The 15855-nt window shown below is 42.6% G+C and carries 10 protein-coding genes; 6 read left to right on the top strand and 4 right to left on the bottom strand.

Annotation, left to right across the window (positions count from 1 at the left end; all coding sequences use genetic code 11):
• Positions 1-134 precede the first annotated feature (134 nt).
• Positions 135-272, top strand: a complete 138-nt coding sequence (locus J7384_RS05155) for a hypothetical protein (RefSeq protein ID WP_209111798.1) — start codon at positions 135-137, stop codon at positions 270-272.
• Between the two features lie 42 nt (positions 273-314).
• Here the strand turns inward: J7384_RS05155 and J7384_RS05150 are convergent, their stop codons facing one another.
• The 4 genes from J7384_RS05150 to J7384_RS05135 form a co-directional block, all read right to left on the bottom strand.
• Positions 315-1340: an aldo/keto reductase gene (locus J7384_RS05150; RefSeq protein WP_209111797.1), complete on the bottom strand. Its 1026-nt coding sequence runs from the start codon at positions 1338-1340 to the stop codon at positions 315-317.
• A gap of 8 nt (positions 1341-1348) precedes the next feature.
• Positions 1349-2590 carry a fumarylacetoacetate hydrolase family protein gene (locus tag J7384_RS05145; RefSeq protein WP_247741627.1) on the bottom strand — a complete coding sequence of 414 codons (1242 nt, stop codon included), beginning with the start codon at positions 2588-2590 and terminating at the stop codon, positions 1349-1351.
• A gap of 26 nt (positions 2591-2616) precedes the next feature.
• A complete protein-coding gene (locus tag J7384_RS05140; RefSeq protein WP_209111796.1) occupies positions 2617-4188 on the bottom strand; it encodes an aldehyde dehydrogenase (NADP(+)) in 1572 nt (523 codons plus the stop codon).
• A gap of 70 nt (positions 4189-4258) precedes the next feature.
• Positions 4259-5089, bottom strand: coding sequence for an amidohydrolase family protein (locus J7384_RS05135; protein ID WP_209111795.1), 831 nt, complete (start codon positions 5087-5089; stop codon positions 4259-4261).
• Positions 5090-5329: 240 nt separating this feature from the next.
• On the opposite strand from J7384_RS05135, the gene J7384_RS05130 reads away from it, so the two are divergent.
• The 5 genes from J7384_RS05130 to J7384_RS05110 all read left to right on the top strand — a co-directional run bounded on the left by J7384_RS05130 (position 5330) and on the right by J7384_RS05110 (position 15776).
• Positions 5330-6118, top strand: coding sequence for an IclR family transcriptional regulator (locus tag J7384_RS05130; RefSeq protein WP_209111794.1), 789 nt, complete (start codon positions 5330-5332; stop codon positions 6116-6118).
• A gap of 374 nt (positions 6119-6492) precedes the next feature.
• Positions 6493-7059 (top strand): RNA polymerase sigma factor, encoded by a 567-nt coding sequence (locus tag J7384_RS05125; RefSeq protein ID WP_209111793.1) that lies wholly within the window; start codon positions 6493-6495, stop codon positions 7057-7059.
• Between the two features lie 3 nt (positions 7060-7062).
• Complete coding sequence (locus J7384_RS05120; RefSeq protein WP_209111792.1) at positions 7063-8145, top strand: FecR domain-containing protein; 1083 nt, start codon at positions 7063-7065, stop codon at positions 8143-8145.
• Positions 8146-8385: 240 nt separating this feature from the next.
• Entirely contained in the window at positions 8386-11655 is a 3270-nt protein-coding gene (locus J7384_RS05115) for a TonB-dependent receptor (RefSeq protein WP_209111791.1), read from the top strand.
• Positions 11656-12038: 383 nt separating this feature from the next.
• Complete coding sequence (locus tag J7384_RS05110; protein ID WP_209111790.1) at positions 12039-15776, top strand: discoidin domain-containing protein; 3738 nt, start codon at positions 12039-12041, stop codon at positions 15774-15776.
• The last annotated feature ends 79 nt before the right edge of the window (positions 15777-15855 follow it).

Raw genomic sequence — 15855 nt, 5'->3', positions numbered from 1 at the left:
ATATTTTTCAATGATATGAAAAATAATTTGAGTTTGGCACAACCTTTGTAAACGTTATTGCGACTTAGTTAATACAACTTGTAAATAGTTTGTCTGAATTTGTAACTTAGTGCGTTAACGTGAGGGGAAGGAAAATGCCGAGTTTAATGATGGTTTTTATTTTGATGATGGTACCAGCGCTATCCGTTTTATTGATTTCACTGTTGGTGAGTGTTTTTGAAAATAATACCGAGTTTGAGCAAGACGCTGACAAACTCAGTATTTCAGCATAGCAGTGCAATTATCACTTCACTGCTTTTCTCGATACCTATTTCCTAGTTACCGCCCGGTAATGGTGTATCTGGTCTAACTAAGCCAAGGTGCTTAAGCTCTGCCCAGAAGTCACTATTAATCTCCATATTAAATAAATCGATTGTTTGCTGAACGCGACGAACATTACCCATACCCGGAATAACGCTGGCCACGCTTGGGTGCGCTAATGAAAATTGCAATGCAGCGGCTGCCAATGGCACTTGATAGCGTTCGCACAGGTCTTCGATTTTTGCCACTTTATCGATAATGTGTTGTGGCGCGGGGCCATAATCGTAATGTACCGTGCCGCCTTTTTTAACGCCTGTGGCAAGAATGCCTGAGTTGTAAGCACCACCAATAATGATTGAACAGTTTTGTGCCTCGCATTTCGGCAAAAAGGTTTCTAACGACTCCTGTTCTAACAGGGTGTAACGACCAGCGAGTAAGAAACAATCCCATTGTCCATACTCCATTGCCTGTTCACACACTTGGTATTCATTAACACCAAGGCCAATCGCTTTTACCAAGCCTTGTGAGCGCAACTCATCCATAGCTTTGTAGCCGCCTTCCATGGCAATAGGGAAATGGTGCTTGTTGTTATCGCCATGGGTCACTTCGCCAATATCGTGCATATATAAAATATCGATGCGATCGAGGCCAAGGCGCTGAACGCTGTCTTCAAACGAGCGCATAACACCGTCGTAACTGTAGTCGTAATGAATATCAAACGGCATTGGCGACTGATAACAGTGACGTTCTTTGGCATAGCCAGCAGGCTTTAATAGTCGGCCAACCTTAGTTGATAAGACGTAATCTTGCCCTTGGAGCGGTCTTAAAATATCTCCAACGCGACGTTCACTGAGGCCTTGACCATAATGTGGTGCGGTATCGTAATAGCGAAAACCGTGTTGCCATGCCGTATTTAATAGTTCGTCGGCGTCTTGATTTGTCACTGGTGTATACAAGTTGCCCAGTGGTGCACAGCCAAAGCCTAAGGTGTCTACCTTAAGGTCGGTATTGCCGATTATTCTTTGTTTTATTGTTGTCATCGTTAACCTTAGCGAGTCAGTTGCTGCTGTTGTACTTGCAGTAAAAAGTTAATTAAATCAGCTGTTGAATAATGCCAAGTGGGTATTTGGTCGCAATAATTAACCCAGTTCACTAGCTTACCTAACTTAGGTGATGATATCTCAACTCTATCGCCTACTTTATGGGTGAAACCCATACCGGGTTCGGCGCGGTCTTCCGTTGGCGCAAACATAGTTCCCAGCATAATGGTTAAGCCATCAGGATATTGATGAGAGCGATTGCAAACTTGCGCAATAATACTGCCGGGTGTACGGCTGATTTCCGACATAATGTTGGCGCCAGAACTAACAAAGCCATCTTCACCGGTAATGGTTAATGACACCTCGGCATTAGCGGCATCGGCCAAGCTGTAGGTATGATCAAACAATCGGAACATAGGGCCGATTGGACAGCTACCGTTTTGATCTTTCGCTTTACCTAATAACAGTGCACTGCGACCTTCGTAATCGCGCAAGTTAACATCATTAGCTAAAGTAGCGCCAAGAAATTTACCTTCGGGCGATACCAAAAAAGCAATCTCTGGTTCTGGGTTGTTCCAACCACTGGTGGCTAAAATTCCCAATTGGCTGCCATGAGCAATAGCCGACATAGGTTGTGATTTAGTGAATACTTCGGTGTCTGGGCCAATGCCAACTTCTAAGTATTGCGACCAAATACCCTCAGCAATCAGCTTCTCTTTCAACGCTTGTGCTTGTTCACTGCCAGGCACAATATCTTGTAGATTATCACCAATAGCGGAATGAACTATCGCGCGAATTTCTTCTGCTTTGGCCGCATCGCCAAGTGCACGCTCTTCAATTACTCGTTCAATTAAACTGGCGGCAAATGTTACGCCAGCGGCTTTAATTGCTTGAATATCATTGGGTGCTAATAATACCGGTTTATCGGCATCTGCAATATTTTCTGGCACTTGGTGAAATAAACTGTTGTCGAATAATTCACTTAAGCGACAAACGGTGCTGCCAGTTGCTTGTTGCACCGCGGCTGTTGGCTCTGGGTGTCGAGTAACATCGGCAATGGTTTTAAAGCTCGAGGATAGCTCGACAATGTCCTCGCCTCTAATGGTGATGACATGAGGGCCGGCAATACCGCTTGGACTAAAGCCAGCTGGCAGCCATGCGCGCCCAAGCCACGTGCCTTCTCGGCCGTTGTTTGGCAAGCTGTCTTGCAAGGAAATGTCTTGTACTGTTTGGTAGTGTTTAATTGTCATAGTAATACCTGTTGTGTCACTTGCCGTTATACCGTTGTTTGACTGAACTCGCCGTCGACTAAACGCCAGATACCCAGTGGATTGGCGTTTTGCAAGGCCGCGGGCAATAAATTATCAGGGCAGTTTTGATAGGCCACGCGACTAACAAAGCGGTTAATGGCGGCTGTGCCAACACTGGTTGCCGTTGCTGACGATGAGGCAGGGTAAGGACCGCCGTGAACCATTGATGGGCAAACCTCAACGCCGGTTGGGTAACCGTTAAATAGCACGCGACCTGTAGTAGCACTTAATGCGGCAAGTAAGCTTTTTACTGCGTCATCATCAAAAGCTTGAGTGTGAATGGTCGCGGTTAAATTACCTTGAATGTGCTTAGCAACTGCTTGCATTTGCGTTACTGAGTCACACTCCACCACTAGTGACACCGGACCAAATAACTCTTCGAGCAGTTCATCGTCGGATAGAAATGTTTCCGCGCTTACTTTCATTAAGCTGTTACAAGGTTTTAGTGGTGTTTCTTTTGCTAAACCGCCGGTGAGTAGTTCAACTTTACTATTGCCTAAACGCTCTTGAATACCACTGTTTAACGCACTAGCAATGCCTGGGTTAAGCATAACACCCTGTGGCTGTTCGCTCAGGTGAGCTGCGGTTTTCTCTGCAAGCTCGCTTTTTAAGGTTACTACCAGCCCTGGTGATGTACAAAATTGGCCAGTACCCATGACAATTGATCCGGCTAAACCAGCGGCAATATCATCCAAGTTATTATCGAGGGCGTCAGGCATAACAAATACTGGATTGACACTGCCCATTTCAGCGTAGACAGGAATCGGCGTTGCTCGTTTGGCGGCAATGTCCATTAAGGCGCGACCACCACCTAATGAACCAGTAAAACCAACAGCTTTAATTGCTTCGTGCTCAACTAAAGCGGTGCCAAGCTCGTGGCCACTGCCTTGTAATAGTGAAAATGTTGCCGTTGGGAAGTCACATTTTTCAATGGCGGTCGCCGTAGCTTTAGCAAACAAACTTGAAGTTTGTGGATGACTTGGGTGACCTTTTGCTATAACCGCATTGCCAGCAGCGAGTGCGGCAGCAGTATCACCACCTAAACAGCCAAAGGCGAATGGGAAGTTTGATGCGCCAAAAACGGCAATTGGCCCTAGTGGCTGAAAACAAGCGCGAATGTCAGGCTTAGGCAGTGGCTGGCGATCAGGTTGCGCAAGGTCAATACTGGCTTGCAAATAGCTGCCATCGGCAACCAAATTGGCAAAGGCGCGAATTTGGCCACAGGTGCGGCCACGCTCTCCTATAAGTCGAGCTTCAGGTAAGCCTGTTTCAGCCATACCGGTTTCAATCAACTCGCTGCCAAGTGCTTCTATTTCATCGGCAATGGTATTGAGCAGCTTGGCAATGTCATCGGTTGATTTTGCTCTTAGCACAGGCATTGCCGCTGCGGCTGCATTTGCTGCTGTTTCGACATCTTCACGCGTACAACTGCTAACTTCTGCGATAGCGCTATCGGTGACCGGATTCCACGACGAAAATTTGCCACCTGTAGGTACGACCCATTGACCGTTAATATAAGATTGCCCTTGAATGCTCATGTTTTGCTCCTGATCTTGTCAATATACCCGCAACATTGATTAAGCGTTTGGCGCGAGCAGTAAATTACATTTAAAGTTGATAGAATTTTTCAGCGTTATCAGCAAAAATTTGCTGCTGTTGTTCTGGTGTTAGCTTGACTAACAGTGATTTGGCCATGGTGAGCCATTCTTGATAACTCGTATTCGCCAGTTGTACTACTGGCCAATCGCTGCCCCAAATTAAGCGCTCAGCACCGAATAAATTCACTAAGGCATTAACATAAGGTTGCAACTTGGCGGCGCTAGGTGAGTCACCCGCTTCCGTCACTAACCCGGACAATTTGCAATATACGTGTTTAAAGTTGGCAATCTCAGTCATTGATTGCTGCCATCTTGCAATTTCGTTATTGGCGATATCCGGCTTAGCTGCGTGGTCGATGACCATTGGTAATGTTGGGTAGCGTTCGATTAGTGTTTTGATATTGGCTAAGTGTTTTGGCAGTACTAAAGCGTCGAATCTAAGTTTGTGCTTTAACAAGGCATCAAACACTGGTGCTAACTGGTCTTGCAAAATCCAATCGACGTCAGCGATATCTTGCAACATAGGTCGAATACCTTTGAATTTAGCGTGTTGGCTCAACCTTTCTATTTGTTTTACGGCATCTTCACTTTGCATATCTACCCAGCCAACAACACCTTGAATAAAGTCGTGTTGGTCAGCCAAACTCAGCATGAAGTCAGTTTCTGCAACTGATGCTGCTGCTTGTACTAATACCGTTTTACAGACACCCGCTTGTTCGAGTTGTGGTGATAAATCTGTTGGTAAGAAGTCTTGATAAATAGCACTGAGTTCGGGTGTTAGCCAAGTGTAGTCGCCTCGATTAATTTGCCAAAAGTGCTGGTGACTATCGATGATCTTCATATTGTCTGCTCTGTTAACTTATTTTTGTCATAGTTTTATCGGCTCTTTGGCGAGTAATAAAGACTATTCTTTAAATCTTATTTGTAAAATATCATTTCTTATATAAAATGCAAAGTGATTTTATATTTAACTTGGCGTTTTTTATTTACCACTATTTAGTTGACTTACTTATCGTTATCAGCAACTTTAGTGTTAAAATAACAACACTTTAATTATCACAACATTTGAAAGGTTATCGATATGACCACTGAGGCTAAGAGCAAAACCCAGTATTCAGCTCCTGCGTTGAGTAAAGGTTTAGACATTTTAGAATTGTTGGCTAAACAGTCTGAGGCATTTAGCTTAAAGCAGATCAGCGACATGCTTGGAAGACAAAAAAGTGAATTATTTCGCATGCTGGTGGTATTGGAAGAGCGCGGTTATATCCAACTGGATAACGATTCAGATAAATACTCTATTACCATGAAGTTACTTGAGCTTGCGCATCAGCAACCCGACGTAAAGAGGGTGTCTGCGATAGCGGCACCATTTATGGCAAAGTTAAGTAATGCAATTCGACAGTCGTGCCACTTGGTAATAGAACGTGGTGAGTCAGGGATTGTTATTGTTAAAAAAGACAGTCCTTCAGACCTAGGGTTCTCAGTTCGAGTTGGTGCGCGTGTTCCTATTCAAAATACGTGTTCGGGCCATGTATTACTGGCGTTTTCTGATAAAGAAAGTAGAACCGCAATGCTTGATTGTGTCAGCAAAAACAAACGAATGTCGAAAAAAGCACTTAACGAAATAGTTGAGCGTGTTCAAGAGCAAGGCTATGAATGTATTGAAAGTCAGCAAGTTAACGGCGTTCAAGATATCGGTTTTCCAATTTTTAACTACACGGGTAAAGTTGTTGCCGCTTTGGTTGTACCGTTTTTGTCTCATTTAGATAATTCACATCCTGTTGATCATGAACAAGTTATTTCACTGTTGGGTGAAACGGCAGAAAACATCTCAAGAGCGCTTGGAAAAACGGAATTATCAGACACGTAATTTGAGTTTTTACTCAAGGTTTATTATCACTAAAAGCTAACTGTCGGGAAGTTTTACAAAAGATTAAAGTTAACACTTTAATCTTTTTTTTAACTTTTTTATTATTGATTTACAATAGGTTAGATTTTGTTTTTGATGTTTTTTTAATGGTGCTGAAAATATTTTGAATGTTTTGTAGAAAAAACGTTGTTTTATGTGTAAGGTGATTGTGGGGTTGCTACTACACAAATCCAACTTCGGATAAAAAATAGTTAAAAACGATAAACCTAATAATTATTATTCCAAGTTGAAGTTTAATAACAGATATTCATAGAGACACTATGACAAGGTAGCAAATTTATTTACAACAAATAATATAGTCGAGCGGTTGGACCATGTCAGAGAGTTCGAAGCAAGAATATACATCGGTGGTCGATGTCTACAACGAAATGAGAACGTCACTTGTACGTTTTGCATATCGTTACTTAAAAAAGCCAAATGACATCGAAGATGTCGTCCAAGAAGCATTTGTCAGAGTTATTCACAGTGCTCAGAAAAATGAAATAACACATATAAAATCATACATTTTTCAAACAGTTAAAAATTTATCATTTAAGCAGATGGAAAAAGCTGAATATAAATTGGCAGATTCAGTAGGGGATTTCACGGAACCAGGACTCTTATTAGATAGTCAAACGCTTGAACAAGAATTTGAGTCGCGACAAAGGTTCGAATTATTTTGTCGCGCTGTTCGCGTTTTGCCTGTAAAATGCCAAAGAGTGTATATACTGAGAAAAGTATATGGCTTTTCGCAAAAAGAGATTGCTGAGCGCTTAGATATTAGTGTGAAAACCGTAGAAGCACATTTAACTAAAGCGATCGTGAGATGTACCGATTACATGGACGAACACGAGAATAAATGCGCAGATCAGCAAGAGGACTTAACACGCCGATTAGGCTAACTTATGAAACCAACTGATAACAACTCGAACGTTACTGCTTTTCCTGATAAAGCAGCCATTAAGGAAGAAGCAGGCACTTGGATCGTTAAAATCGATCAAGGCGAACTGAGTCCTGAACAAGTTATTGAGTTTCAAGCTTGGTTGTCGCAAAGCCGTTATCACAAAGAATGCATTGAAAAGCTCGCGCAAAACTGGGATTCAATGTCTATCCTATCAGAGCTTGCTGAGCTCTTTCCACTGCCTGAATCTGTGCAAGAAGAAAAAAAGTCGCCTAACGTAAATTGGTTGCCAATGTGGGTAATGACCAGTGTATCAGTCTGCTTTCTTGTTGCAATGCTGGTTTTCGATCTCAACTTAAATTTCACTAAAACAGAATATATGACTGTGGTTGGCCAACAAAGCGATGTTACGTTGGACGATGGTTCTATCGTCAGCCTGAATACGGATAGTCATTTAGAAGTCGATTTTTCTGGCGATATTAGAATGGTGCGCTTACTCAAAGGAGAAGCGCATTTTGAGGTTGCCAAAAACCCGAAAAGACCATTTGTTGTTTATGCCGGCAAAGGCATGGTGTGGGCGGTGGGCACCGCGTTCAATGTGCGATATACCGATGTTAATGTCGATGTGATGGTTACCGAAGGGACAGTAAAAGTATATGCTGAATCTGAAGACATTAAGCCGGGCAGCAGGCGATTATCACCAGCACATAGTCAAATAGATGAATCGGCGGTCAGCGCTATCACTCAGCATGAGGTCATTGCCAATGCGGGGCAAACGGTGAGCTACCGTGAGGCGATTGAAGAACACATAGAAGTAACGCCGCAAGTTGTAGACAAAAAGCTCGCTTGGCAAACGGGTTATTTAACTTTTAGCGGCGAATCTTTAGAGCATGCTTTAGCCGAAATCGCTCGTTACACTGATAAAGAAATTATTATCATGGATGACAGTATAAAAACACTGCAAATTGGTGGTCACTTCAAAACCAATGATATCGATGGATTATTGGTTAGTTTAGGTCAAGGTTTTGATTTAGACATTCGTTACACAAGCGATAATCGTATCCGCATTTCTGACAAAGCTCTATAGCCTTAAGCTTACCTGCTTAAATACACGAGTGATATTGTATTCGTAATGATTCGCTAACATTTACGACGTGCTTCTTTGTCGTGTTACAACTTATTTTAAGACCGATTAAAGTAATTGTTTTGTGATGAAATGTAGGGCTCGGTTTAGGTTATAAAAAATAGAAATAGTGATAATTCTTTTGTTTTATTTCTGTTGTGTTATTTTAAATATGAAATTTTTTTTAGTTTTGAATAGGGGATTATGATTCGCTATCGGTCTCAATACTCAGGAACACCCGCAGGAGGTAAAGATCTCTCTCCTGTTGTGGTGATGTGTAACGAAGTCAAGAAGAGTAGTGCCATTAAACGTACTGGCTTTACTTGGTTAATATTCTTTGTGTTGTTGTTTATTAGTGTCTTGGGGAAGGCTCAGGAACAGCAGGAAAGCATAGAATTTAACATTCGTTCACAACAAGCAGACAAAGGGTTGAAAACCTTTGGTCGGCAAGCTGATGTGACCGTACTGTATCGTTTTGGTATCATTAAAAAGTACCAAACGAATAAGCTAATAGGTAATTATACAATTGCTCAAGCAATTGATATTTTACTTAAAAATACTCAGTTGACCGGCCAGTTTGATCAATCTGGCAATTTGCTCATTAAAGAAAAACAACAAAGTCAAACTGAGGACGAAAACATGATTCCAGGAACCAAGCGTACACTAATAGCTGCAGCAGTTGCTGCTAGCTTGTCACCATCGGTTAACGCGCAAGAGCAGCAAGCAAGCCAAGCCGAATCTGAAACTGAGGTTATTGAAGTTAGAGGGATTTGGTCTAGTTTAGAAAAATCAATGGCGATTAAGCAAGATGCTACTGGTTTTGTTGATGCCATTAGCTCTGAAGATGTAGGTAAATTACCAGATCAAAATGTCGCTGAAGCACTACAACGTATAACCGGTGTTTCTATTCAACGTAATCGCGGTGAGGGTGACTTCGTATCAATTCGCGGGTTAGGACCTGATTTTGTTCGTGGTACAGTAAATGGTAGGTCATTGCTAAGTGCTACTGAGTTTGTTGATCCGAATATCAATGGCGGTATTGACACTAGTACAGGTCGAGCAGCAAACTTTGATGTACTACCATCTGAAATGATTAGTACTTTAGAAGTTGTTAAATCAGCATCAGCCAAGCATGTCGAAGGTGGTATTGGCGGTGTTGTCAATGTTAGAACAGCACGCCCATTAGCAATGGGAAATAAAGTTGTTGGTTCTGTGCAAGGTGTTTATCGTGACTTTAACGAAGAGACTGATCCTATCGCATCTGTACTCGGTAGCTGGAAGAACGATGAAGATACCTTTGGTATCTTAACAACTCTAGCCTATTCAGAGAGAAATATTAGAGAAGATTACACTCGTACATTTGGTTATTTTCCTTCTTCAGCGGTTGGAACTACAGGTCCTTTTGATTTGAACAATGACGGAGTCACTGACAATGTTACTAGCATTCCATTTCCATTATCCAATAACTTAGAATCAATTGATGAAGAGCGTGAGCGTTTAACAGTATCATCAACACTACAATGGCGACCGGACGAAAATACAGAGCTTTCAGTTGATGTTTTGTATAGTGATAGAGAAATATCATCTAGTGGGTCAAATTTTATTTTTCTACCCATTCCAACTGCTGCAGACTTAGCTGGGCAAACAGTTAACCCTGACGGTAGTATTCAAGTGGGTAACTTGGTCACTAATGGTGGTTTCACTACGTTAAATACTTCACTGAGACCAGAAGCGACGACTGATTTGCAGCAAGCAGAAGATGATGTGGTTTCAGTAGGTGTTAACTTCAGCAAAATCATTAACGAGTGGACATTGACAGCTGATTTAAGTTACTCAAAAGCTGAAGGTAGCAATGATTTTACTCGTGCGAGATACGATGCAAATAATGGTACCTTTAATTTTACAACGACGGTAGCAAACGACGAATTTATTATTAATCAAAATAACTTTGACGCTAACAACCCAGCTACTAGTTTAGGTAATACCGGCAACTATGTATTATCGCTATTTGACCTACGTGCCGCCGTTAATGAAGATAAAGAAACGGCCTTTCAACTAGACGCATTACGCGAAATAGAAAGCGATGTTATTTCAAGTATTGAAATGGGTATCAGAGTGCGTAAGCGTGAAAAATTCCGTACTGCTACTCGTAAAGATACTGTTGTTGGCAGCGCTGGTATTTTAGCCACTAATGCCGGTTTTAATCGCGGTGCTTCAAACTTCTTGGACGGCGATTTCAATGCCTCTTTCGCATATAATGACATCCCTTTCCCTAACCCAACGTCGGCTATTGCAGCATATAGTGCCACTACTGGTGCTGAGAGCTTAACCCCGGTCGCTAACCCTTTTGGTACTTATGATGTTGAAGAAGTTACTTATGCAACTTATTTCCAGTTGAATTTGGATGGTGAAATTGGTGGTGTGCCATACGTTGGTGATGTAGGTTTTAGAATTGTTACGACTCAACAAGATATTAGCGGCTTTGATGCAGAGCTTAGAATTACTGACACAGGTGGCCAAGCGACCACGTCTCCAGATGTTCTTGCCATAGGTAGTGCAACGCCATTTTCATCTAATGAAACATATACCAATGTCTTACCAAGTTTCAACTTGCGTTTTGAATTGGCAGATGATTTATTCTTACGTGTGGCAGCGTCAGAAACGTTAACCCGTCCAACATTTAATGACTTACAGCCTGGTCTAACACTTAATCCTAACTGTTCGTGTGACAACAATGGTGATAACTTTGCTATTGCTGCAACGGCAGGTAACCCTGGCTTAGCACCTTATGAAGCGACTAATTATGATTTAGGTTTGGAGTGGTACTTTGGTGAAAAAGGTGCAGCTTACGCTGGCTTCTTCCATAAAGACTTAGAAAATTACATTGCAGTTGTTACTAACGAACAAGTTAGTACTCTGGGTAGTGCGCCGATTCGTGCTATTGGTATTGAGCAAAACGGCACATCTAACAGCATACCGTTGGATCAAGTCAGCCAACCTGACAACCAAGGTGAAGCTGAAGTTACAGGTCTGGAAATTGGCTATTTACAATCGTTTGATAACGGTCTTGGCTACAACTTGAATGCGAGTTTTACTGAAAATTCAGCTGAGTTTACTGAAACCGGAGCCGATATTGATTTCCCAGGTGTTTCTAAAAACAGCTATAACGCAACAGTGTTTTATGAAAATCATGGTTTCTCTGCTCGTTTGAGTTATAGCTACCGCGGTAGCTACTTACTAGTGCCAGATGGTGTTGGTGGTTTAGGTAGTCAAATTGTTGCTGAAAGCTACGGCCAATTAGATGGCTCAGTGAGCTACGAAATTAATGAAAATTTCACGGTTTTTGCTAATGCCGTTAACTTAAATGACGAAGAGCAACAACTAAGGGAAGAAATTCCTAACGTTGGTAGTCGTTTCTACTCACGCTCTCACATTGGCCCGCGTTTCACGTTAGGTGTTCGTGGTTCATTCTAAATCTTAATATGTAGTCTTTGTAAAATGGCCAAACTTAGTTTGGCCATTTTTTATCAGAGGTTTAAGCTGTTCTACTATTTAAAAGTAACAGTCATAAAGGCGCTGGAATTGTATACAATTTCAGCGCCTTTTTTTAATGGTTGAAAACCAAAGATTAAAGATGTTTGTTTTGTAATTAATTTATTGATTTAAATATAAAATAATGGTGTGACTTTTAATGAGCTTATCTATTTGCGGTTTTAAAATATAAAATTTGTTTGTTTTTTATTCGATCGGGTAGGGGTTTTTTGTTGCTCAACAGTCTCAACTTTTGAATGGTTGTTCTATTTTGGTGCGACTTGCACTCAGTTGGTTAAGCAACTATCTAACCATGGGGATTAGTAATGAATAAAAATCACAATAAGATTACTTGTACTTTGTTAAGTAACCTTTATAAGACAACAGGTATTGTCGCTCTTACCGCGTTTAATGCGGCGGCTATCGATATTTATGTGTCACCAACAGGCAACGACTTTTTTGCTGATGGCAGTTCATCTGCACCGTTTAAAACGCTGCATCGTGCACAGATGCAAGCGAGAAACGTATCAAAACCTCTGACAGAGAATGTTAATATTATTTTGAAAGACGGTACTTACTATCTGCCTTCAACGTTAAATTTAACTTCTGCTGACTCAGGTACTGACAGTTTTAAAGTGACTTATCGAGCGGAAAATCCAGGTCAAGCGACAATTAGTGGTGGCTCATTGATTACCGGCTGGAGCGATAGCAATAATGACGGTATATGGGAGGCTACAGTTCCTGCTGGCACCGACTCGAGGCAATTATTTGTCAATGATAGTCGAGCTGTGCGTGCACGCAGTGTTGATGGTGCCGGTTGGACTGAGAGTGGCAATGGTTATGTCACATCATCTGGCGCTGGAAATTGGAATAATATTCAAGACATTGAACTTGTCTTTGAGTTTCGTTGGAAACAAAATCGCGGTGGTGTCTCGTCAATAAATAATGCAGGTTTTGCGGCACTCGATAGTGAGTTCACCAGCGCTTCTGGGCTTGAACCTTTTGGCCGTCGCTCACAAACCAATGGCCCTTCTTGGGTTGAAAATAACTTAGCCTTACTCGACGTCGAAGGTGAGTGGTATTTAGATAAAAATACTAATACCTTGTATTACAAACCACGAGCGAACGAAAGTCTTACCGGAGCGAATGCCGTCCCTGTCATTATACCTCGATTAGAAACCTTAATCGCCGGTGATGGTGTCGAACACATTCGCTTTGAAGGCTTAACGTTCTCTCACGCCACTTGGCTCTTTCCAAACACGTCTACAGGCTATGTTTCGGTTCAAGCGGGTGTCACAATGCGTGATATCAATTACGTGTCCATTGAAGATGCCTTTGAAGGTGTAGAGGCAACACCTGGTCATGTTACTTTTGACAATGCTAAGCATGTTGTGTTTAGTGGTAACACCTTTAAGCGCTTGGGTGGAGCAGCGTTAGAGTTTGGTCCAGGTACCCAAGATAGCACTATGTATAACAATGTCTTTGAAGACATCTCGTCTAGTGCGATTGTTATTGGTTCAGCCCAGCAACATCATCCAGTTGGTGAACCAACCAAAGACAACTTAGTCGATAACAACTTGGTGAGAAATGTTGCGGTCGAGTATCGCGATAATCCAGCAATTATCAGTTTATGGGCTGACGGTAGTGTGATTACCAATAACGATATTCAGAATGTGCCATATTCTGGTGTTTCTGTTGGCTGGGGCTGGGGGCGTTATGATCCCGATGATTTTGCCTTTACCAGTGATAACTCAGGTAAGGCCTTCAATAAGCCGACAATCTTGCAAAACACTTTGGTTATGGATAACGACATCAACGGTTTGATGTTGGTACTACACGATGGTGGTGGTATTTACAATTTATCAGCTAACCCTAATGCGCGCGTGTCAGGCAATGTCGTTACTGGAGCCGCTGATTTAAATGGTGCTGTTTATTTAGACGATGGTTCTCGTGGTTTCCAAGTTAACAATAACGTCTCATATAACAACCGTGGACCGCGCAGAAACGAGCATATTAAAGGTGGTCAGTACCATGTTGTGCAAGGTAATGATTGGTCTGGTACTAATGCAAGTTTCAATCCTGCTTTCCAAAGTGTTGTTGATGCCGCAGGTCGCAAAGCGTCACCGGTCGAACGCACTATTGCGACAATTCGCGCTGGCTTACCTGCTGCCTTACCACTGCCTTCGGGGTCTGTGCCTTTGGAAGACGGCTTGGTGATTGGTAAAACTGCCACTGCCAGCGTCAATAGCGCAGGTGCTAACAATGCTATTGACGGCAACACTCAAACCGCATGGGAAGCCGGAGCTGGTGTTACTTCAGGTTCATTAACCATTGATTTAGGCGCAAACTTTAATCTTGGTCACGTCGCGATGGCCTTTGGTCGTATTGTCAATGGTGAGCCTCAATACATTCGCAATAATATTGAGTTTGAAATACAAAGCTCAACCGATAATGTGACTTATACGACTCAAACCTTCTCAGCTGGTGGTGCAGCGCCAATTCCTAGCACTCAGCGCTTTACCACGCGTCAAGCAATTAACGACGCTTTGATTGCTAATAACCCCGAAGCTCGTTATGTACGCATTAATGTGACTAACTCTAACGGTCAAGACTTTGGTATTTTACGCGCCAAAGTTAAAGCTGAAAACGTGCCTGATCCACTTCCAGGTGTCAACTTAGCCTTAGCTGGTACTGCATCGCAACCGACAACAGATTTTGGTGGCGTCGCCAGTCGGGCCAATGACGGTAATACTAACGGTTCATTCGCTAGTGGTTCAGTGACTCATACGACACCGGGCGATCAACGCTATTGGGATGTCGATTTAGGTGCAGTGAGACAAATCAACGCCATTCGCTTGTGGAATCGCACTGATTGCTGTTCTGATCGTTTAGCTGATTTCTACGTATTTGTTTCGGACGTGCCGTTTACTAGTACAACCGTCGCTGGTTCACAGGCTCAATCTGGTGTTTTTCAGTTTAATCACCCACAAGTAGCAGACTCTTTTGAGGATGTTCAGGTCAATCGCACTGGTCGCTATGTCCGTGTGCAGTTAGGTGCTAGTGATCGCGTATTGTCGTTGGCCGAAGTGGAAGTTTACGGTGTCGGACCAACTACGCCACCGACAGACCCAGGTACAAACTTGGCTCGCCTATCGGGTGCTTCAGCCACTCAAATTAGTACTTTGTTTGGAGGTGTTGCAAGTCGTGCCATTGATGGTAATACCGATGGTGGTTTTGGCAATGGTTCAGTAATTCATACAGGTGATCACCCAGAACCATACTGGACATTAGATTTAGGGGCCGTTAAGCAAATTGATACCCTTAAGCTGTTTAACCGCACTGATGCTTGTTGTAATGCGGCACTAGACCAGTTCCACATCTTTATTTCAGATACCGCCTTTACCGGAACTTCTGTTGCCGCTAGTCAAGCACAGGCTAACGTGATGACCATTAACAGTACAGGTACAGCCGGAGCCAGCGAAGACTATCAAGTTAATCGCACTGGTCGTTATATTCGCGTTCAAAAGAACAGTAGCAGCTCAACCCGTTCTCTAGTATTTGCTGAGTTGCAAGTATTTGGTAGCAATATTAGTACAACACCAACAAACCTAGCGTTAGCGGGTACTGCGTCACAGTCATCAACGACAACTCACCCCTCGTTAACATTCCCTGCAAGCAAAGCGATTGATGGCAATACCAGTGGTAACGCTGCGGATAATTCACTGTCACATACTCACTTGCAAAGCCAAGGCTATTGGGAAGTTGACTTAGGTGAAGTGAAGTCTATTGATAATGTTCGTATTTGGAACCGAACTGACTGTTGCTCAAACCGTTTAACCAACTTCCATGTGTTGGTTTCAGATACGCCTTTTGCGGGAACATCATTAGCTGATGCTCAAGGCACTGCTGGTGTCTTTGATCATCAAAACGCAGGTACTGCTGGAACCACGACTAATGTTGCGGTTAATCGCAGTGGCCGCTATGTTCGCGTGCAACTTGCCAATACCGCAGTGGATGGTGAGAACGTTTTAGTATTAGCTGAAGTTCAAGTATTTGGTCAGTAATAATGTCAAGTCAACGGTTGTTTAGCCGTTGGCTTAATTATTGACTTTCGTCGGCTTGTCATTAGATAAGCCACTTATA

The organism is Endozoicomonas sp. G2_1, assembly GCF_017744155.1.
In the GTDB taxonomy this organism is placed as follows: Bacteria; Pseudomonadota; Gammaproteobacteria; order Enterobacterales; family Alteromonadaceae; genus JAGHQT01.
The sequence above is the reverse complement of the archived record's forward strand: the minus strand, read 5'-3'. Positions and strand labels throughout refer to the sequence as shown.